Genomic DNA, 19426 nt, shown 5'->3' with positions numbered 1-19426 from the left:
TGATTAAACCATTTCAGTTTCTACAGAAGATTTTATAGTTGAATTAATAATATTCAAAGTAAGAGGATCAGTTTCTCCAGAGAAAAACGCATCTAATATTTCCTGAAATACAGGATTTGTGTTTTCTGCCAAAGAAAAAAGTGTCATTGACGAACGTAATTTACGAGCATCTAAATCTCCTAAAATTCCATCAGCTGATTTTCTTTTAAAAGTCAAAAACAGTTCAGAAATTTCAATAAGATGTTTCCCTAAAATAGGATGTTCTAAAAATTCAGTCGCTTCTTTTAGATCATTAATAGCATAAAGATTCGCTGTATCGCTACTTCCTAATCCTTTAATCTGAGGAAAAATGAACCACATCCAGTGTGTTTCTTTTTTTCCTTTTTTGATTTCAGAAAGAGCAGTAAGATAAAGTTTGTTTTGCGCATCTAAAAAACGCGATAAATCATTGTTTGAGTAAGCCATTATGGTATTAAATATTAAAAAAGGGTTGCAAAAATACTAAAAAAGATAAGGTCTGCCTAATAAAAGGTTCACGCAATGAGTAATTTAACTTTTTGTGGAAGAATTTTCCTTACGGTTACGAAATAGAAAACAATGTCATTTTCAGACCTTTATAAATCATAAACTTCGATGCGTTTGCCTAAAAGTTAAATTAATTCTCGGCAAAACATCTCGCGCCGTTTTAGGAACCTGATGCTGCCAAAAACTATTTGTTGTGCCGGACATCAGCAAAAAAGAACCATGGTGCAAAGGAATTTCAACCTGCGGAATCTCTTTGCTGAATTTATGACGCAGTCTGAACATTCTGGTTTCTCCAAAAGTCACCGAAGCAATAACAGGGTTTGGCCCCGTGTTGTGCTCTTTGTCGCTGTGCCAGCCTACGCCGTCATTTCCATCTCTGTATAAATTAAGGAGCACACTATTAAAATCAAGTTGTGTTTCTTTTTCTAAACGGCCTCTAATAGTCAATAATTCATAATTCCAGTCAGGCCCGTTCGGGTCTGCTCCGGGATTATCTTTGTCTTCATACCAGGAAATCATTCGGGGAACGGTATAAACTTTATCGTAAATTTCCATTTCATATTCTCTCCATTTGGTCTTTCGAAGCAATCTTTCATAAAAACGATCAGATTCTTCTTTTGTGAAGAAATTATCAATCAAAATCAATTCAGAATCAGGAATATCGAACACTTTTTTTCCTGCCAAACCAGTTGCAAATAACTCGGTGTCGTTAAATAATGTCATTGTTTTCCTTTATTTTTTGTCAATTTCAATCCATACTGGCGCATGATCGCTTGTTTTTTCCCAGCCTCGAACGTGACGATCAACGCCGCCCGAACGCAAAGCTGCAGCTATTTGCGGACTCAGTAAAAAATGATCAATTCGAAGTCCGGTATCTCGCTCGTAAGCATTTCTGAAATAATCCCAAAACGTGTAAATTTTCTCATCGGGATATAATTTTCGAATTGCATCTGTCCATCCTTGCGAAACAATAGCTGCAAAAGCCTTTCGAACTTCAGGCAAAAAAAGCGCATCCTTAACCCATTTTTCAGGTTTATAAACATCCAATTCCGTTGGCATCACATTGAAATCTCCAACCAATATTACAGGAGTATTTAAGCTTAATAAGGTTTCAGCGCGATGAGCCAAACGATCAAACCATTTCAATTTATATTCTAATTTAGGTCCCGGCGCAGGGTTTCCGTTAGGCAGATAGAGACAGGCAATCACGATTCCGTTTATCAAAGCTTCAACATAACGACTCTGAAAATCTTCTTCATCGCCAGGAAGAATTCGGGTTACTTCTTCAATTTCCATATTGCGGGCAAGAATAGCAACACCATTCCATTGTTTTTGCCCGTGCCAAATGGCATTGTAGCCTGCATCATTAATCGCTTTAAGAGGAAAATTATCCTGTGGCGCTTTTAATTCCTGTAGGCAGACAATATCAGGAGCTGCTTCTTCAAGCCAGCGTAGTAATACATTTAATCTTCCGTTGATTCCGTTTACGTTATATGTTGCTATTTTCATGGTTCATTTAATTAGTTGGATATTAAATTTACTGATTATTAAGCATTTAATTAAATTGATTTTAAATTCTTATTTTAGGAACTGCTTGTTAAAGAATACTTTACCCGGATATTTTTCTGCGTAAGCGAAAATTAACTGCACCATGTATTGATTGCTTTTGTACTGCGTGACATAATTTTTCACTTCGGATGGATCAGTAATCGCAACATCTGACGGAATATAACCCATACCATAAAAATGTCCATTTTCAACCCAGATACAGCTTCGTTCGTCTGCAGTTCTTCCTTTTTCTATAATGGCAAAAGTGGGTCTGTTGCTTAATAAAAAAGCAATAGCATTGTCGACTTGCTCGTTGTGAAGCATAACATCCGGTAGACTTTTGACTTCATTATTTTGAACAAATTCTCCTTCTTCAGGTCTGGAATACTTGCAGAATCTTTGATCAATTTCGAATTGCTCAGACAGACTCCTCAGTAAATCTATCGCATTATACAAACTATTAAATTCATGAATACAAGTCTGAAATTTGCTTAGTTTTCCAACAGCTAAATATTTATATCCGTTTCTTGCTTCATATTGATAAATCCCGAATTTCGCTTCAAAACGTTTTAATGCTCTATTGTAGGTTGGCCAAAGTTGTTTTATTTCGGTACATTCTAACAAAAGTGCCATTAATTCAGTAGGGCAGACCTCAAAGGAAATACCGTAGATATCTCTTAAAAAATGTTGTCTTTGCGGATTGATTTTATGGCCGCTAAAATGAGAAGCCACGCGTTTTTTTAAGTTGATTGCCTTTCCAACATAAATTACTTTTTTTACCTGATTGTAAAAATAATAGACACCTGGTTTTTCGGGTAAATTATTAAAATCTTCGGGAGGGAGGTTAGGTGGTAAACGCTGATCTTGTGAGGTCATCTTAACCATTTTTGCTATTTCGCCTTCGTCGTCCCATTCGAGTAATCGGGAAAATAATATTGCGGTAGCATCTGCATCTCCGCCAGCCCGATGTTGATTCTCTAAAGGAATGTCTAGCGAATAGCAAAGTTTTCCCAAGTTGTACGATGCCAATCCCGGTTTAATTTTTCTTGCTGCGCGAACGGTGCATAATTTTCTTGCAGTCCATTTAAATCCCGCTTGTTCCAATTGATGACGTACAAAAGAGTAATCGAAGTTGACATTATGTGCGACAAAAATGCGGTCAGTCAGCATTTCCAGTACTTTCTCTGAAATGTCATCGAAGATTGGGGCATTGGCGACTATTTCATTGTTAATGCCGGTTAGTCCAAAGATAGAAAGAGGAATTTCCTTTTCAGGATTAACAAGTGTTTCGAAACGATCGATTACCTTTTCGCCGTCGTGTATGATTATGGCAATTTCAGTAATGCGGCTGCCACTGGCGTTTCCACCTGTGGTTTCGATATCTACTATGGCATATTCCTGCTTTTTCATCTCTTTACTATAACGCAAAACCTCTTTTTGTTCTTGTAAAATCATCGTTGGTTATTTTTGAAATTTCATTCTGTGTCTTGGTAAGTTGATTTCATGTCCCTGCGGATACGGTTCGCGATGCGTTGAACTCACATCTTCTTTAATCTGCCGTTGTGTTTTAAACTGATCTTTGGCATCCATATACCGCGGGTCCGGAATAAAAGGCATTTTTGCCATTTTAATAATGGTAATGGTCGGGAAATGATAATCGACTTCGACATTTCCTAACAACAGATAACAGCCTCCGCCCTGAAAAGGATATTGCGCCAGACAATCCGGAAAATGTGCGGTATCAAAATAAGTGCCTTCGTGATCGATCCAGGTGCCGAAATACATGTTCCCTTTTTTGGTCGGAACTTGTTTTCTGGAGATTAAATAGGCCAGCATTCGAACTTGTTTTTTATGATACGCTACTAAATCTTTGGCCATAATATCGCCACGGTATGTAATCTGAAGCAAATCAAAAACCGTACAGGAGACGGGAAAACTCAATAATTCAATTTCATCAAAAGCATCTTCAAATAAAGAACGTTCCAAAACGGGAAGTTTGTATTCTTTCACTGGTTCCTGCAACAGCATCAAATTTCTGTTTTCAGGTTTGAAGTTGTTTAAAAGCAAACTGGCAATCACTAAAAGCTGATTTTTGGTTTTTCCTGTAAAACGAAAAGCACCAATAAAAATCAATATTTTAATGCTTTCTATCCCAATCGGAATTCGGTTGATGAAATTTTCCAAAGAAAGATACTCGCCATTTTTCTCTCTTTCTGATTCAATCAAATGAGCTGTTTTTGCTTCCAGACTCTGCAAATGCATAAATCCCAAATAAATGTCAGTGCCATAAACGGTAGTTTGATATTCACTTTTGTTCACACATGGATTCAGGATTGTACCGCCAGACATGCGTGCTTCGTGTACATAAACTTCGGTTCTGTAAAATCCGCCCTGATTGTTGATGACCGCGACCATAAATTCCACAGGATAATTAATTTTGAGATACAAACTTTGGTAACTCTCCACCGCATAAGAAGCGGAGTGCGCTTTACAAAATGAAAATCCGGCAAATGATTCAATCTGACGGTAAATTTCCTGACTCAATGCTTCAGGATGCCCTTTTCTGGCACAAGACGCAAAGAAATTATCTTTTACTTTTTGTAAAGCTTCTAGAGAACGCCCTTTTCCTGACATCGCACGACGGAGTATATCTCCATCTGCGGCAGGAACACCTCCGTAATGCTGAGCGATTTTGATAACATCTTCCTGATAAACCATAATACCATAAGTTTCGCCAAGATGCTCTTTGAAAACCTCATGGAAATACTCGAATTGATTTGGATTATTATGACGGAAAATATACTCTTTCATCATTCCGGATTGTGCTACGCCGGGACGAATGATTGAAGATGCGGCAACGAGAATTTTATAATTATCACAATTCAATCGGCGTAATAAACCACGCATGGCAGGACTTTCGATATAAAAACAGCCAATTGTTTTGCCTTGTGCTAAATGAACATTGCATATCGTTTCATCTTTAGATATAGAAGTGTTGCGAATATCCACTTTAATTCCTCTGTTTTTCTCGATCAATTTTACACTGTCATCAATATGACCAATTCCACGCTGGCTCAGGATATCGAATTTATCAAAACCAATTTCTTCGGCAATGTGCATGTCAAAAAGCACAATTGGAAAACCTTTTGGAGGCATTTCCAGTGGCGTATAATTGGTAATGGGCTCTTCAGAAATAATAATCCCACAAGCGTGCATACTGCGCTGATTGGGATATTTATTCATCATAATACTGTATTTCTGAACTAATTCCACGATAGAATTGGTTTCGTGTAATGCCATCGGATTTTTGGCCAGCATATCTAATTCTTCTTTCGGAAGACCAAAAACTTTTCCGACTTCCCTAAAAATAGATCGGTGTTTGAACTCGACATTAGTTCCACAGAATGCGACATGATCACGACCGTATTTTTCGAAGATATATTCTAAAATTGTGTTACGTTCTTTCCAGCTCCAATCGATATCAAAATCGGGTGGACTTTTTCGATTTAAATTTAAAAAACGTTCAAAATACAGATCGAGTTCGATTGGACAGATATCGGTAATTCCGAGACAATAAGCTATAATACTGTTGGCTCCGCTTCCGCGCCCGATGTGCATAAATCCCTGACTATTGCTGTATCGGACAATATCCCAAGTGATTAAAAAATAACCGCTGAATTGTAATTGGTCAATTACTTTAAGCTCTTTTTCGACACGCTTTTTTGCCAATTCATGATTTTCGCCATAACGCCAAATCAAGCCTTCCTGAGCCAGTTCGGTTAATTTTTTTATATCGCCTTCACGGTTTTCAGTAAAGAATTTTTTGTTTTTTGGCGTTTCAAAATCGTATTGAAAATCGCAAGAATCGATTATTCTCTGCGTGTTGACAATAATTTCAGGATAACTTTCATAAAAAGGTAAAAGCGATTCTAAAGGCAGCATTTTCTCTGAAGTTCTGCAATAATCAGCTTCTGTTAGTTTTGATAAAATAATATTAGTGTCAATAGCACGCAGAATTTTATGCAGATTAAATTCTCTTTTATTACTAAAAGTTACGGATTGAAGCACAACCATTTTAGCAATTTTAGTTGCATGTTTCGAAGTAAGAAGCTTTAAAACTTCGTCTGGACGAACTCCGATAAATTCATTTTCCCGAAGTATTTCCGGAGCATTTTCTAAAGTATAAATGACAAAAACGGATTTGAATTCAGGAGCAATTACAGGCAAGGCTTTTCCACTGAAATTATGATCCGTTAAAAAGCGATTCATCTCCCCTAAACCTTCGGCATTTTTAGCCAGACCAATATATCGGAATTGATGATGGCAACGAAACTCCATTCCAACGAGAGATTTGATTCCGGCTTTTTCGCATTCTCTTATAAAATCATAAATTCCGGTAACGGTATTAATATCAGTCAATGCCATCGCTTTTACACCATGCAAAACAGCATCTTTAACCAATTCCGTAAGCGGAATGGTGCCGTAGCGTAATGAATGATAAGAATGACAGTTGAGGTACATGATTATTTATTACGTTTTAGAATTTCATCTTTATTATTTGGTTTAAAATGAGCTCCGGCACAGCGCATTACGGCATCAAAACCATAACGGCTTTTCATTTTATCCATTGCGGCGTAGAGCGACAACATTTCCTCAGTATCTTCAAAAAGATTAATTTGATACGTACCGCGAACCAATCCGCTAAAGCGAATACCAATCAGGCGCAATCGCATTCGGCGTTGGTAGACTTTTTCAAAAAGCTCCATTACATTTTTGGTCAGAATATGATCTGCTGAGGTGTATGCGATTTTACATTGTTTGGTTTCGGTATCAAAATTGGCGTAGCGTATTTTAACCGCAATTGTTGAGGTTAACCATTGTTCAGACCGAAGTTGGAAAGCCAGTTTCTCGACCATTCCAATAAGTATTCTTTTGAGTTTTTCGATATCAATTGTATCCTGAGAAAAAGTATGTTCAGTCGAAATTGATTTTCTTTCGGTATAAGGTTCTACGGGAGTATTATCGATTCCGTTGGCTTTTTTCCAAATATCCAAACCGTTTTTACCAATCATCTGCTGTAAAACTTCAGGAGGCATTTCAGATAAGGTTTGGATTTTACGAACGCCAATTCGAGATAAAAGTTGAAAAGTCACTGTCCCGACCATTGGAATTTTTTGAATCGACAACGGATTCAAAAAAGCCTGTACACCGTTTTCTGGAATTTCTAAATTTCCTTTTGGTTTACCTTCGCCGGTAGCAATTTTAGAAACGGTTTTATTGATGGATAATGAAAAACTAATTGGCAATCCGGTTTCTTTAATTACAGATTGAGCGAGTTCATTTGTCCATTTATAACTTCCGTGAAATTTATCCATTCCGGTAATATCAAGATAAAATTCGTCGATGCTGGCTTTCTCCATAATCGGTGCTTTTTCCTGAATGACTTGCGTAACATCATGTGATAATTGCGAATATAATTCCATATCGCCTTTGATGATTTTGGCTTGCGGACAAAGTTTCATCGCCATGTGAATAGGCATCGCAGAACGCACTCCAAAGTAACGTGCTTCATACGAGCAAGAGGCTACAACACCGCGATCGCCACCACCAATAATCAACGGAATGCCGTTTAATTTTGAGTTAGTTAGCCTTTCGCAGGATACAAAAAAGGTATCCAAATCCATGTGTACAATCGCCCTTGCCATTTCCTTTGTTTTTGTACAACAAAATTAATACAGATAATAACAATTTTTTGTATATTTGGTGTTCCAAATTATAACAAATTAATTATGTCCTTATTTTCAGATAACATTAGAGCACTAAGGGTTAAGCATAAAATATCACAAGAGAAATTAGCTGGAAACCTTAAAATTACACGAGGAAGATACGTTAAGTACGAAGATGGAACTTCAGAAGCACCGTATGATATTTTAAAGCAGATTGCTTTATATTTTCATATGAGTATTGACTTGATACTGTCTGTCGATATACGCAAAATAGATGTGGAAAATTTGATTAAATTAGAGGGAAACCGACTCATTTTGCCGATACAAGTTGATAAGTTCGGAGAAAATTTTATCGAAATTGTAAGTCAAAAAGCAAAAGCAGGTTATCTAAACGGATATGCTGATCCGGAATATATTGAAAGTTTACAGCAGGTTTCGCTTCCGTTTTTAGGACCAGGTAAACACCGAGGATTTCCTGTAGAGGGCGATTCAATGCCGCCACACGAAGACGGTTCGATTATTATTGGGCGTTATGTAGAAAGGCTGGGCGAGGTTATGGATGGAAAAACCTATATCCTGATTACTAAAAATGAAGGAATGGTGTACAAACGTCTCAATAAAAACAAAAAGAATGCCTTGGTTCTGGAATCAGACAATCGCTTTTATCCAAATTACGAAGTGAAAGCCTCAGATATTTTAGAAATCTGGGAATACGAATGCAACATCGGAAGAAGTGATAGACGTCATGAACAGACAGAATCGCAAAGTATGAAAGATTTGCTTTTGGAAGTGAAAAGAGAGGTTATGGAGATTAAGAATAATACTTCGAATACATAAAAAGTTTATATTAGCTTTAAATCAACAAGATTTTTATGAGTTCTGAAAGGTATAAATGGACAAAAAGATTTCTAGTCTTAACACCGCTTTTTTTATTGTTTTCCATGATTATTGCAGGTGGTGGGCATGGATTTTATCAACCAATTTTCGCTCTGTTTCCATTTGCAACTTTTTCTTGTATTTGGGAGACAGATTTATCTTTTTTTAATTTAATAGTTGCAATTCTTCAATTTCCTCTGTATGGTTTATGGATTGATAAAACAAGTAATAAAACAAGAACTTGGGGCGTAATTTTAATTCTGCATGTTTTACTTGCAGGACTGATTATTGTTTTTGCGAATGAAAATCGGGAATAATAGAAAGATAAATAAGACAAATAAGACAAATAGGAATGTATTGGCTATAAATATTATGCTCCGCTGGAGCTTTAATTTTAAGGTCTAAACCTTCAGCGTAAACCAAAATGTACTTCCTAATCCTAAATTACTTTCTACGCCAACGCTTCCGTTTTGAGCTTCAATAAATTCCTTGCTGATCGCCAAACCTAATCCTGTTCCGGATTTTTGACTGCCCGGAACCTGGAAATATTTATCAAAAACTTTGTCTTTGTAACGAGCATCAATTCCTTTTCCGGTGTCGATAACCTGAAATACGATCTGATTATTTTCTTTTTTTAATTGGATGGTAATGGTACTTTTTTCAGACGAATATCGGATTGCATTCGACAAATAATTAATCAAAACCCAGCCTGTTTTTTCGCTGTCGGCTTTTACGTCTTCCAGATTTTCATCGGCATTAATAACCAATTTAATTTGCTTTTGATCGGCCTGAACTTTTACAGCTTCTACAGCATAATTTACAATTTCGTGTGGATTGCTTTTTTCGATATTCAGCTGAATATTTCCGGTTTCCAATTGTGATAAATTCAGCAATTCCCCTGTAATTTTTAATAATCGCTGACTGTCATCTTTGATACTTTCGACCAATTGTTTTTGATCGTCGTTCATGTCGCCTGTTTTAGTATTTTCAAGCAATTGAAGACTTAGTTTAATAGACGCAATTGGCGTTTTTAATTCATGCGAAACAGTCGCAATAAAATTGGTTTTAGCAAAATCAAGTTCTTTAAAAAGTGTAATATTTCGCAGAATAATCACATCACCAATATTGATTTCTTTTTCTTCGCCTGTTGGGATTATTGTAATATTGAGAATTTCTTTCTCGAAATAACTTTCCTTTCCGTGTGCGTAAATTTTAAGCGGTTGTTTTTTAGGAGAATCATTTTCTTCTTTTACGATCAAAGACCGAATTAAATCATTTGACAAGGCCAGAGTAAAAGCCGATTTTCCGATAACATCTTCTAATTTCATTCCGATAATCTTCAGTGCTTCATCATTCATAAATAAAACAATACCTTCATTATCCAAACCAATAATAGGATCGTTCATATTATTGATAAGCGTTTCGAGTCGCTTTTTCTCAAAGAATAATTTATATAAATTACTGTCATTGTATTCCTGAAGTTTTTGCGCCATCGTATTGAATGATTTTGCCAAATCGCCATATTCGCTGTGGCTGGTAAAATGCACCCGCTCCGAATAGTTTTTATTGGCAATTTCCCTGATACTCTGTGTTAATTCTTTAATCGGATTGGCAATGTTATTTGGTAAATTAACCAATAAGTTAAAAGCGATCAAAAAGCATAAACTTCCCACAATGGCAATCCATAAATTGGCATTTTCCGCGGTATGTTTGGCAATGTCACTTTTCTGTTTTATAGCGTCCAGATTGAGTTTCATAATGGCAAAAATATCCTGTCTGATTTGCGCTTTTATGGTTTCATCGGAACTGTTTTTTTCTAAAAGCGAAAAATCATTTTCAAGTTTAGCCGTTGCTTCTTTTTCACCGGGTTCGGTAACATTTTGAGTCTGTTTTTCAAGATATTCCTTGAAAACATGAATTTTACTATCGGGAGTTTTTTTAATTTCATCCAAAGACAAAATCATATTTCGCGAATATTCCAGCGTGTTATAATTCGCTTTCAGAATATTCTCCGTGTCTGCTTTTATCAAAAAAACAGAATAGCCACTCACTAACGAAAGTATAATGATCATTAAAAATAACAATCCAACGCCCAGATTCAATTTGGTTTTAATTCTCATGATGTTTGTTTAAAACATTTAATTTTTTTTCACCATATAACTGATATAAGAAAATATAACGATGCGCAACATTAAGGCAAAGAAAAATATAAGAAAGCTTTGTGTCCTTGCTACAAGCAAAAACTTAAATGAGCTTTGCGGTTAAATTCAACGTCCCTAACTAAAATGAACTTATATAACTTATATGGTTTAAATATTTTTTTTATGATAAAATAACAAGGTCAACATTAGATAAAGACAGGCGATTTAATAAACGCCTGAAAATCGTTGTAGACAAAATTACTTTAAATAAATTCAAATGCGGTTTTCCAATGCAGACAGTTGTAATTTGTTTTTCTTCTACCGCTATTAAAATCGCATCAGCAATATTTTTGTGCTCTAATTTGATAACTTCTGCACCTAATTGTACGGCCAGTTTAAAGTTATTAATTAAATGTCTTTGTTTGTCTAATGCAATTTTGGTACTGCTTTCTTTTGGTGTTTCTACATACAAAACATACCAGCTTCCATTATAATAACTCGCCAATCGCGCCGCTTTTCTAATCACAATTTTAGCCGTTTTATCGTTACTGCTAATGCAGGCCAAAAGTTTCTCATGGCGTAAAGCATGCAGTTGAGGTACTTCATTTTCGACTTTTCGAACCACCTGGCTTGCCACTTCTTTCAGAGCCAATTCACGCAATTGTAAAATTTGATCCGATTTAAAAAAGTTAGTCAAAGCGGTCTGAATTTTATCTGGCGTATAAATTTTTCCTTCTTTCAAACGCGCAATCAAATCTTCCGATGTCAAATCTATATTTACCACTTCGTCAGCAAGACGTAAAACATTATCCGGAATTCGTTCCTGAACATCAATATTAGTAATCCGTTTTACATCTTCATTTAAACTCTCAATATGCTGAATATTCACTGCCGAAATTACATTAATTCCCGCATCTAAAATTTCTAAAACATCTTGCCAGCGTTTTTCATTTTTGCTTCCTTCAACATTCGTGTGCGCCAATTCATCAACAATTACAACTTCAGGTCTGAGGTTGATAATCGCCTGTACATCCAGCTCTTCCAGCTGTTTCCCTTTATAAAATATGGTTCGCCGCGGAATCACAGGCAAACCAGCTAAAAGTTCATGCGTTTCCTTCCGCATATGCGTTTCGATGTAACCAATTTTTACATCGATTCCGTTTTTCAACAACGAATGCGCTTCCTGCAACATACGAAAAGTTTTGCCCACACCGGCACTCATCCCAATGTAGATTTTAAACTTTCCTTTCCGTGATTTCTGAATTAAATCAAGAAAGTGCTGTGCGTTATTTTCTTTTTTCTGTTCCATATGGTTTTGCCACGAAGGCACTAAGTCGCAAAGTTTTTTTAACCATTAAGATATTAAGTTAATAAAGGCCAAGCTTAATTTCTCAAATAGCTCATTAAGACAAAGCTTAACTTTCCTAATATCTTAATGGTAAAAAAATAATTTTAATGTTTAAAAACTAATCGCCAAAGATGTTGTTACACAAGCATTCGTATCCGTTGGAAGATTATCTTTTGTAAATATTTCATCTTTACTCGAAAGATTTCTGGCTTCAATTCTAAACATTACATTATCAGTTACTAAGTAATCAAAGTTAGCTGAAAATCCGTAAGTTTTAAGACCATTTGGAGTTTCAGTTGCGATAATTACACCTTTTTCATCACTGTAATATTCGCCACGGGCAGCTAACTGAATTTTATCTGTCGGTTTGTATTGCAGAATCAAAACAGGCGAAAACCAGGTATCATATTTATTACTGTTTTTAGCCGATTGTTGCGAACCAACATCAAAACCAGCCGTAATGTTTGTTTTGTCTGTCACTTTAAATTGTCCGTAAAAGTTGTTGAAATAACGCCACTTTTTATCGATATCGGGTTGTTCATTTCCAACATATGTACTCCAGTTCAAAACCACTTTGTCTGTTGGTTTATACGTAATTTGCGTTCCAAAAGCAGGCGTATGATTTCCGTCTACTTTCTGAATACGTTGCCAGCCATTCAAATACATTCCGGCCAAATACCATTTTCCAGATTCAGAAGTGTAGCCAATTTTCACTCCCGCTTCATAATAAGGAGAATTCTCAGCCAAAATGCTTCGGGTCAAAGTTGGACAATCTTTTCCAATCGCACTTTCAAAACCAATATGCGCTGGCATAATTCCCGCATCAATCCACAAATTATGGCTTTGCGAAATCTTTACACCAACATTTGCTTCATATACATTTTTCAATAAATCCTGTTCAGCCGACATATTGTATTGTGCATAAGTTCCAGCCATCAAAGCAAAATTCCCACGGATATTATCTTTCGTATAATTCACTTTTGCCATACCTAAATTCAGGTTCACTTCATTACTTCGATTATAATTATAAAAGAATCCCGGGCGTGTATGGTTATCCGGTTTTCCAAAATCATAACTGTAATATGCTTCTACGTAACCTGAAAATGTCAACGGACTTTTTGATTCTTCTTGTGCATGTAAATTGCTAAAACCGAATGCGATTAAAGCAGTAAGTATTATTTTTTTCATTTTTGTTTGTCATTGCGAGGAACGAAGCACTCGAGCGCCAGCGAACTGAGCGTAAGCTAATCTCATCCTCATAAGTTATTTATTTAGTAGATTTTTGGGGTAAAAAAGGCGTATTAATTTTTATTAGTAGGTTTTTAAGGAGCTGTTTACTTCGTCAGTCGCTAGCGCTCGTGTCCTGCTGTCCTTCCAATCTTTTGTGCCGAACCCCGGCACAAAAGGATTTTCCCTCCCATCAGGGCTAGGGCACTCAGGGTACAAGAAGGTTTTGTTGTCCTAACAGGTTTTCAAAACCTGTTAGGTATTATTTAGGTTTCAGTTTTCCGTTCCGGTTTGTCATTTCGAGGGACGAGGAATCCCCCGTAAGAAACTCATCAAAGAAACTCTCCAATCTGTGCCGAGCTACTTGTGGGGATTCCTTGTTCCTTGGAATGACATAAAAAGCGTTAAGAAAAAATCTTAGAACCTTAGCTACTCAGAACCTCAGAACCTTGTTTTAGCGAAGCGCATCAAGCGCCACATTCAATTCCAAAACATTAACCGTTTCAGGACCAACAACAGCTGTGTTAATTTTAGATTCCACCAAAGCTTTCACTTTAGCTTCAGCTAATTTTCGTTCTTTAGCAACACGTTTCACCTGAATCAAAGCACCTTCAGGAGAAATATTCGGATCCAATCCACTTCCGGAAGCTGTAACCATGTCGGATGGAATCTCAGATTTTTTCAAATAAGGATGAACGATTAAAAACGTATCAATTCTTTTTTGAACCAAAGCTAAATAATCAGCATTGCTTGGTCCTTTATTGCTTCCTGCACTTCCTGCAGCGTTGTAATCAACAGCCGAAGGTCTTCCCCAGAAATAATTCGACTTATCGAATTTCTGACCAATTTTTTGATAACCAACTACTTTTCCGTTAACCGAAATAGTTTCTCCTTTTCCTTGATTTGGAGCCATTTGTGCAATTCCATAAATTGCAAGAGGATAAATAACTGCGAACAGAATAACAATAAGCAGCGTCAATTTTAATAATGAGAATATATTTTTCATTTTTTTCTTTTTAGAGGTTCTAAGGGACTAAGGTTCTGAGGGACTAAGAAAAAAACTTAGCACCTTAGTCCCTTAGAACCTTAGCAACTTTTATTTACATAAATAAAGCAACAAGTAAATCAATCAATTTAATCCCGATAAATGGAATAATCAATCCGCCTAAACCGTAGATCAAAAGATTTCTTTTTAAGATGGCACTCGCACCAATTGGTTTATAATCAACACCTCTCAATGCTAATGGAATCAAGATCGGAATGATAATCGCGTTAAAAATTACCGCTGATAAAATGGCACTTTCCGGACTATGCAAATGCATAATATTCAAACCTTGAAGCGCAGGAATCGCAGTAATAAAAAGAGCAGGAACAATAGCAAAATATTTCGCAACGTCATTTGCAATAGAAAAAGTAGTTAAAGTTCCACGAGTCATTAAAAGCTGTTTTCCAATTTCGATAATCTCGATTAGTTTCGTTGGGTCATTATCAAGATCTACCATGTTTCCGGCTTCTTTAGCAGCCTGAGTACCACTGTTCATTGCAACACCAACATTGGCTTGTGCAAGGGCAGGAGCATCATTCGTTCCGTCTCCCATCATGGCAACCAATTTACCCAGATTTTGCTCGTTTTTGATGTAATTCATTTTATCCTCTGGTTTCGCTTCGGCAATAAAATCATCAACTCCGGCAGCTTCGGCAATAAACTTAGCCGTAAGCGGATTATCTCCGGTAACCATTACCGTTTTTACACCCATTTTTCTCAATCGGTCAAAACGTTCCTTCATTCCAGTTTTAATGATATCCTGCAACTCAATAACACCTTGAACCTGATTGTTTTTAATAACCACTAATGGCGTTCCTCCGTTTGAAGAAATGTCGATTACTTTTTGAGCAGTATCTTCCGGAAAACTATTTCCTGATTGGGTAGCAATGCTTTTTGCAGCATCCTGAGCACCTTTTCGAATATTGGTTCCGTCTTTTAAAACAACTCCGGAAGTTCTGGTTTCTGCGGTAAATTTTATTAAAGTAGCACCTTCAATTGATAATTTATTGGCAGTTTCGGCTCCTGCCAGTTCCACAATACTTTTCCCTTCCGGAGTGTCATCTGCTAGTGAACTTAACACAGCAGATTTTATAAAATCTTCTTCTGAAACGCCTTTTGTAGGATAAAAACTGGTCGCTTTTCTGTTTCCGATAGTGATAGTTCCAGTTTTATCTAAAAGTAATACGTCAATATCTCCTGCAGTTTCTACCGCTTTTCCAGATTTTGTAATTACGTTGGCACGCAATGCTCTGTCCATTCCGGCAATACCAATAGCAGAAAGTAACCCCCCAATTGTTGTTGGAATCAAACAAACAAAAAGAGCAATAAAAGCCGCAATCGTGATGGGTGCATTTGCATAGTCGGCAAACGGTTTTAGCGTAACGCACACAATCACGAAGATTAAGGTAAATGCGGCTAACAAAATAGTTAAAGCAATTTCGTTTGGTGTTTTCTGACGGCTTGCACCTTCAACTAAAGCAATCATCTTATCTAAAAAGCTTTCGCCAGGTTCAGAAGTTACGATTACTTTAATTTTATCAGACAATACTTTTGTTCCTCCGGTTACAGATGATTTATCACCACCAGCTTCCCGAATTACAGGAGCACTTTCTCCGGTAATCGCGCTTTCGTCAATGGTTGCCAATCCTTCTATAATTTCACCATCGGTGGCAATTAAATCGCCAGATTCACAAACGAAAATATCTCCTTTTTTTAATTCTGATGAACTGATATTTTTGATTTCTCCATTTGGTAAAATTTGTCTTGCCGGAGTTTCTTCACGTGTTTTTCTTAAACTATCGGCTTGTGCTTTTCCTCTGGCTTCGGCAATAGCTTCGGCAAAATTGGCAAACAAAAGCGTTGCCAGTAATATTAAAAACACAATTACATTATAAATGAAACTGCCCTGATCTGTAGCTCCCATTACTATGGAAACACAAACAGCAAACATAATAGCAGTTCCTATCTCTACGGTAAACATTACCGGATTTTTGATCATCAATTTTGGATTCAGCTTGACAAAAGATTGCACTAAGGCTTCTTTTACCTGTTTGCTTTCAAACAATGATGCGGATTTATTAGTTGTCATTTTCTTGTAAAAAGTTAAATGTTATTTGTAAAATGTTATGCGAAATAAATTCATAAATTGTAAACATAGCCCGTGGTTTCAACCACTGGAACGCAACGTATATCACAATCTTTACTCCTCGAAATTCGTTTCCCGTGGTTGAAACCACGGGCTATGTTTGAAATATTTTACGTTTATTTTTATGTATTTAAAATATCCTGCATTTTTATTTTAGAGTAAAATACTCTGCTAAAGGACCAAGTGCCAAAGCTGGAAAGAATGATAAAGCAGCGATAATTGCAATTACGGCGAAAACCATTATTCCGAAAATTGAAGTATCAGTTTTTAAAGTTCCTGCACTTTCCGGAATATATTTTTTGTTAGCCAATAATCCTGCAATTGCCAATGGCCCAATAATAGGAATGAAACGGCTTAATAACAACACAATTCCTGTAGTGATATTCCAAAAAGGATTATTATCTCCCAAACCTTCAAAACCAGAACCGTTATTAGCGGCGCTTGAAGTATATTCATATAACATTTCGGAGAATCCGTGATTGCCTGGATTGTTTAGCCAGCCTGTTGCGTTGCCACTAAACCAATAACCCATTGCAGTATCATGTGCAGTAAAATAAGAAGCTAAGGCTGTTCCTGCTAAAATCAATAATGGATGAAGAATCGCAATAAAAGCAGCAATTTTAACTTCGCGCGCTTCGATTTTCTTTCCTAAAAATTCAGGAGTTCGACCCACCATTAATCCGGAAATAAATACTGCCAAAATAATGAAAATATAAAAGTTCAGGATCCCAACACCACAACCTCCGTAAAAGGCATTAACCATCATAGCAAGCAATTGCATCGCTCCTGAAATAGGCATTGAACTATCGTGCATACTATTTACCGAACCTGTAGAGATTACGGTTGTAGCAATACTCCAGAATCCTGAAATAGCTGGGCCAAACCGAACTTCTTTTCCTTCCATCGCTCCGGTTGCCTGAGCAATTCCCATTTTTTCTATGGCTGGATTTCCGTTAAGCTCACTGACAACAGTTGGGATGACAAGGAGTAAAAAACCAATTGTCATTACTCCGAAGATCACGTAGGATAGTTTTCTTTTCTTTAGATAAAAACCTAAAGCAAAAATCATGGCAAACGGAATAATTAATTGTGCCCAAAGCTCAACTGCATTCGTAAAATAAGTTGGGTTTTCTAATGGATGTGCCGAATTGGCTCCAAAAAATCCACCACCATTTGTACCAATATGTTTAATACCAATAAAAGCTGCAGCAGGACCGCGTGAAACTTGCACTGAATCACCCTGTAAAGTTGTAATGGTATCTTTGCCTTCAAACGTCATAGGAGTTCCGCTAAATAATAGGGCAACTGCTGCAATAGCTGAAAGTGGTAACAAAATACGAGTACAACTTTTGATGAAATAATTATAGAAATTCCCCAGTTTTTCTGTGGTTCTTTCTTTCATTGCTGTAAAAATCATTGCTGCAGCCGCCATTCCGACACCAGCAGAAACAAATTGCAGGAACATCAAAACCATTTGCGATAAATAAGAAAGTCCAGTTTCGCCTGAATAATGCTGTAGATTACAGTTTACTAGGAATGAAATTGCAGTATTAAAGGCTAAATCCGGTGTCATTGACGGATTGTTGTCTGGATTTAAAAATAGCGATCCCTGAAACAGTAAAATAAAAAAGCAAAGAAAGAACCAAATCATATTCACACTCAAAAGTGCTTTTAAATGCTGTTTCCAGTTCATTTCTTCAGTGGAATTGATTCCGCTGATTTTAAAAATAAATTTTTCAATTGGATTGAAAATCGGGTCAAAAAGGGTTTTATCTCCCAAATAAACTTTAGCAATATATTTTCCTATCGGAATAGCTAAGACTATCGAAATGATAAAAATGCTAATGACACCAAATAACTCTGTGTTCATATTTTGTTTGTTAGAAATTAAATAAAATTTGGGCTTTTATAAAAACGCAATAAGTGTTATAAAAACTAATGTCCAAGCCACAAAAACATATAGTAGTAGCTTTTTTCCTGACTGTGACTTTTTCATTTTTTAGAACTTTTCAGGTTTGATTAATACATAAACCAAATAGCCAAAAACGGCAATCGAAATAATAAATAGTGCAGTCATGATTTAGATTTTTTCAAAAAATTCAACTGATTTAAAACAAATTGCAAAAAGCACAACGGCCAATGCGAGTAAAAGAAAAGTGATCATAATGTTATTTTAGATTTTAGAGTTCAGATTTTAGATTGACATCCGATTAAACTTTTTATACGCCTGAAGCATTAACCTGTTTGATATATTCCGCTTTTAGCGTTTGAGGAAAAAGATGTGAAATGTTGCAGTGACGTACTTCCATAAAAGAAGAAACGGAGAAAACATACACATTAGAAATAGCATTTTTAGTTTCAATGCTTCCGCTAATAAATAGGCGTTCAGCAAGTGCCAGACATTTTTTTGCACGTACGATATTTCCGGAAATAATAGATTTTTTGGTTATCTCAGCAAAGCGTTCAGCTTGTTTGTAGATTGAGGTTACTTGATTTTTCATGAGAATGAATTTTTATGTTCTTCCTCCTTATGCCAAAATATGTTCCGAAAAAGTTGAGGTATAGCTAAAGTGCTGTCAATAAAAGGAATGTAGTTTTATGCCAAAAAAAAGGCATAAAAAAAGCCTATCATTTTGATAAGCTTTTATTGAAATGATAGGATATTTAATTTTAAAATTTAAGTCCCAGCGGGACGTCATATTTATAGAAAATTACAACGTTTGATAATAAAGCCCCATCGGGGTGGCATGTTTTAGATTGAAACAAACGCTAGAATGTCGCTCCACTGGAGCTTTAATCAAAACCAATTATATTTGCTATAAGCATTTTGCTCCGCTGGAGCTT

The 19426-nt window shown here is 36.3% G+C and carries 16 protein-coding genes; 2 read left to right on the top strand and 14 right to left on the bottom strand.

Annotated elements, in window-relative coordinates; translation table 11 throughout:
• Positions 1-3: 3 nt before the first annotated feature.
• From Q7C23_RS03375 to dinB, 6 genes are all read right to left on the bottom strand, one after another.
• Positions 4-465 (bottom strand): DUF1810 domain-containing protein, encoded by a 462-nt coding sequence (locus Q7C23_RS03375; protein WP_194659025.1) that lies wholly within the window; start codon positions 463-465, stop codon positions 4-6.
• 156 nt (positions 466-621) lie between these two features.
• The gene (locus Q7C23_RS03370) at positions 622-1248 is read right to left on the bottom strand and encodes an alpha-ketoglutarate-dependent dioxygenase AlkB (RefSeq protein WP_375031185.1); all 627 of its coding nucleotides are present in this window, start codon (positions 1246-1248) and stop codon (positions 622-624) included.
• A 9-nt stretch (positions 1249-1257) separates the two neighbouring features.
• The gene (xth, locus tag Q7C23_RS03365; protein ID WP_375031184.1) at positions 1258-2034 is read right to left on the bottom strand and encodes an exodeoxyribonuclease III; all 777 of its coding nucleotides are present in this window, start codon (positions 2032-2034) and stop codon (positions 1258-1260) included.
• A gap of 69 nt (positions 2035-2103) precedes the next feature.
• Positions 2104-3483, bottom strand: coding sequence for an exonuclease domain-containing protein (locus Q7C23_RS03360; RefSeq protein WP_375031471.1), 1380 nt, complete (start codon positions 3481-3483; stop codon positions 2104-2106).
• Between the two features lie 51 nt (positions 3484-3534).
• Positions 3535-6594 carry a DNA polymerase III subunit alpha gene (locus Q7C23_RS03355; RefSeq protein WP_375031183.1) on the bottom strand — a complete coding sequence of 1020 codons (3060 nt, stop codon included), beginning with the start codon at positions 6592-6594 and terminating at the stop codon, positions 3535-3537.
• Positions 6595-6596: 2 nt separating this feature from the next.
• On the bottom strand, positions 6597-7778 hold the full coding sequence (gene dinB / locus Q7C23_RS03350) for a DNA polymerase IV (RefSeq protein ID WP_375031182.1): 1182 nt from the start codon (positions 7776-7778) through the stop codon (positions 6597-6599).
• Between the two features lie 84 nt (positions 7779-7862).
• On the opposite strand from dinB, the gene Q7C23_RS03345 reads away from it, so the two are divergent.
• Both Q7C23_RS03345 and Q7C23_RS03340 read left to right on the top strand, forming a co-directional pair.
• A complete protein-coding gene (locus Q7C23_RS03345; protein ID WP_072975048.1) occupies positions 7863-8636 on the top strand; it encodes a LexA family transcriptional regulator in 774 nt (257 codons plus the stop codon).
• A 104-nt stretch (positions 8637-8740) separates the two neighbouring features.
• Positions 8741-8992, top strand: a complete 252-nt coding sequence (locus Q7C23_RS03340) for a hypothetical protein (RefSeq protein ID WP_375031181.1) — start codon at positions 8741-8743, stop codon at positions 8990-8992.
• Between the two features lie 84 nt (positions 8993-9076).
• On the opposite strand, the gene Q7C23_RS03335 is transcribed toward Q7C23_RS03340, so the two are convergent.
• From Q7C23_RS03335 to Q7C23_RS03300, 8 genes are all read right to left on the bottom strand, one after another.
• A complete protein-coding gene (locus Q7C23_RS03335; protein WP_375031180.1) occupies positions 9077-10795 on the bottom strand; it encodes an ATP-binding protein in 1719 nt (572 codons plus the stop codon).
• A 202-nt stretch (positions 10796-10997) separates the two neighbouring features.
• Complete coding sequence (locus Q7C23_RS03330; RefSeq protein WP_375031179.1) at positions 10998-12125, bottom strand: sensor protein KdpD; 1128 nt, start codon at positions 12123-12125, stop codon at positions 10998-11000.
• Between the two features lie 150 nt (positions 12126-12275).
• On the bottom strand, positions 12276-13352 hold the full coding sequence (locus Q7C23_RS03325; RefSeq protein WP_375031178.1) for a porin: 1077 nt from the start codon (positions 13350-13352) through the stop codon (positions 12276-12278).
• A gap of 493 nt (positions 13353-13845) precedes the next feature.
• A complete protein-coding gene (locus Q7C23_RS03320; RefSeq protein WP_375031177.1) occupies positions 13846-14397 on the bottom strand; it encodes a K(+)-transporting ATPase subunit C in 552 nt (183 codons plus the stop codon).
• Between the two features lie 94 nt (positions 14398-14491).
• Positions 14492-16525, bottom strand: coding sequence for a potassium-transporting ATPase subunit KdpB (kdpB, locus tag Q7C23_RS03315; protein ID WP_375031176.1), 2034 nt, complete (start codon positions 16523-16525; stop codon positions 14492-14494).
• Positions 16526-16730: 205 nt separating this feature from the next.
• The gene (gene kdpA, locus Q7C23_RS03310; RefSeq protein ID WP_375031175.1) at positions 16731-18452 is read right to left on the bottom strand and encodes a potassium-transporting ATPase subunit KdpA; all 1722 of its coding nucleotides are present in this window, start codon (positions 18450-18452) and stop codon (positions 16731-16733) included.
• Positions 18453-18581: 129 nt separating this feature from the next.
• Entirely contained in the window at positions 18582-18659 is a 78-nt protein-coding gene (kdpF, locus tag Q7C23_RS03305; protein ID WP_072975519.1) for a K(+)-transporting ATPase subunit F, read from the bottom strand.
• A gap of 142 nt (positions 18660-18801) precedes the next feature.
• Positions 18802-19083, bottom strand: coding sequence for a hypothetical protein (locus tag Q7C23_RS03300; protein ID WP_026985832.1), 282 nt, complete (start codon positions 19081-19083; stop codon positions 18802-18804).
• Positions 19084-19426 lie beyond the last annotated feature (343 nt).

The sequence above is a fragment of the Flavobacterium sp. LAR06 genome, assembly GCF_041946075.1.
Taxonomy (GTDB): domain Bacteria; phylum Bacteroidota; class Bacteroidia; order Flavobacteriales; family Flavobacteriaceae; genus Flavobacterium.
The sequence above is the reverse complement of the archived record's forward strand: the minus strand, read 5'-3'. Positions and strand labels throughout refer to the sequence as shown.

What these genes read in the sequence shown, in the direction of transcription:
- Q7C23_RS03375 (WP_194659025.1), bottom strand. Translation starts at nt 465, where the DNA reads ATGGCTTACTCAAACAATGATTTATCGCGTTTTTTAGATGCGCAAAAC.
- Q7C23_RS03370 (WP_375031185.1), bottom strand. Translation starts at nt 1,248, where the DNA reads ATGACATTATTTAACGACACCGAGTTATTTGCAACTGGTTTGGCAGGA.
- xth (WP_375031184.1), bottom strand. Translation starts at nt 2,034, where the DNA reads ATGAAAATAGCAACATATAACGTAAACGGAATCAACGGAAGATTAAAT.
- Q7C23_RS03360 (WP_375031471.1), bottom strand. Translation starts at nt 3,483, where the DNA reads ATGAAAAAGCAGGAATATGCCATAGTAGATATCGAAACCACAGGTGGA.
- Q7C23_RS03355 (WP_375031183.1), bottom strand. Translation starts at nt 6,594, where the DNA reads ATGTACCTCAACTGTCATTCTTATCATTCATTACGCTACGGCACCATT.
- dinB (WP_375031182.1), bottom strand. Translation starts at nt 7,778, where the DNA reads ATGGCAAGGGCGATTGTACACATGGATTTGGATACCTTTTTTGTATCC.
- Q7C23_RS03345 (WP_072975048.1), top strand. Translation starts at nt 7,863, where the DNA reads ATGTCCTTATTTTCAGATAACATTAGAGCACTAAGGGTTAAGCATAAA.
- Q7C23_RS03340 (WP_375031181.1), top strand. Translation starts at nt 8,741, where the DNA reads ATGATTATTGCAGGTGGTGGGCATGGATTTTATCAACCAATTTTCGCT.
- Q7C23_RS03335 (WP_375031180.1), bottom strand. Translation starts at nt 10,795, where the DNA reads ATGAGAATTAAAACCAAATTGAATCTGGGCGTTGGATTGTTATTTTTA.
- Q7C23_RS03330 (WP_375031179.1), bottom strand. Translation starts at nt 12,125, where the DNA reads ATGGAACAGAAAAAAGAAAATAACGCACAGCACTTTCTTGATTTAATT.
- Q7C23_RS03325 (WP_375031178.1), bottom strand. Translation starts at nt 13,352, where the DNA reads ATGAAAAAAATAATACTTACTGCTTTAATCGCATTCGGTTTTAGCAAT.
- Q7C23_RS03320 (WP_375031177.1), bottom strand. Translation starts at nt 14,397, where the DNA reads ATGAAAAATATATTCTCATTATTAAAATTGACGCTGCTTATTGTTATT.
- kdpB (WP_375031176.1), bottom strand. Translation starts at nt 16,525, where the DNA reads ATGACAACTAATAAATCCGCATCATTGTTTGAAAGCAAACAGGTAAAA.
- kdpA (WP_375031175.1), bottom strand. Translation starts at nt 18,452, where the DNA reads ATGAACACAGAGTTATTTGGTGTCATTAGCATTTTTATCATTTCGATA.
- kdpF (WP_072975519.1), bottom strand. Translation starts at nt 18,659, where the DNA reads ATGACTGCACTATTTATTATTTCGATTGCCGTTTTTGGCTATTTGGTT.
- Q7C23_RS03300 (WP_026985832.1), bottom strand. Translation starts at nt 19,083, where the DNA reads ATGAAAAATCAAGTAACCTCAATCTACAAACAAGCTGAACGCTTTGCT.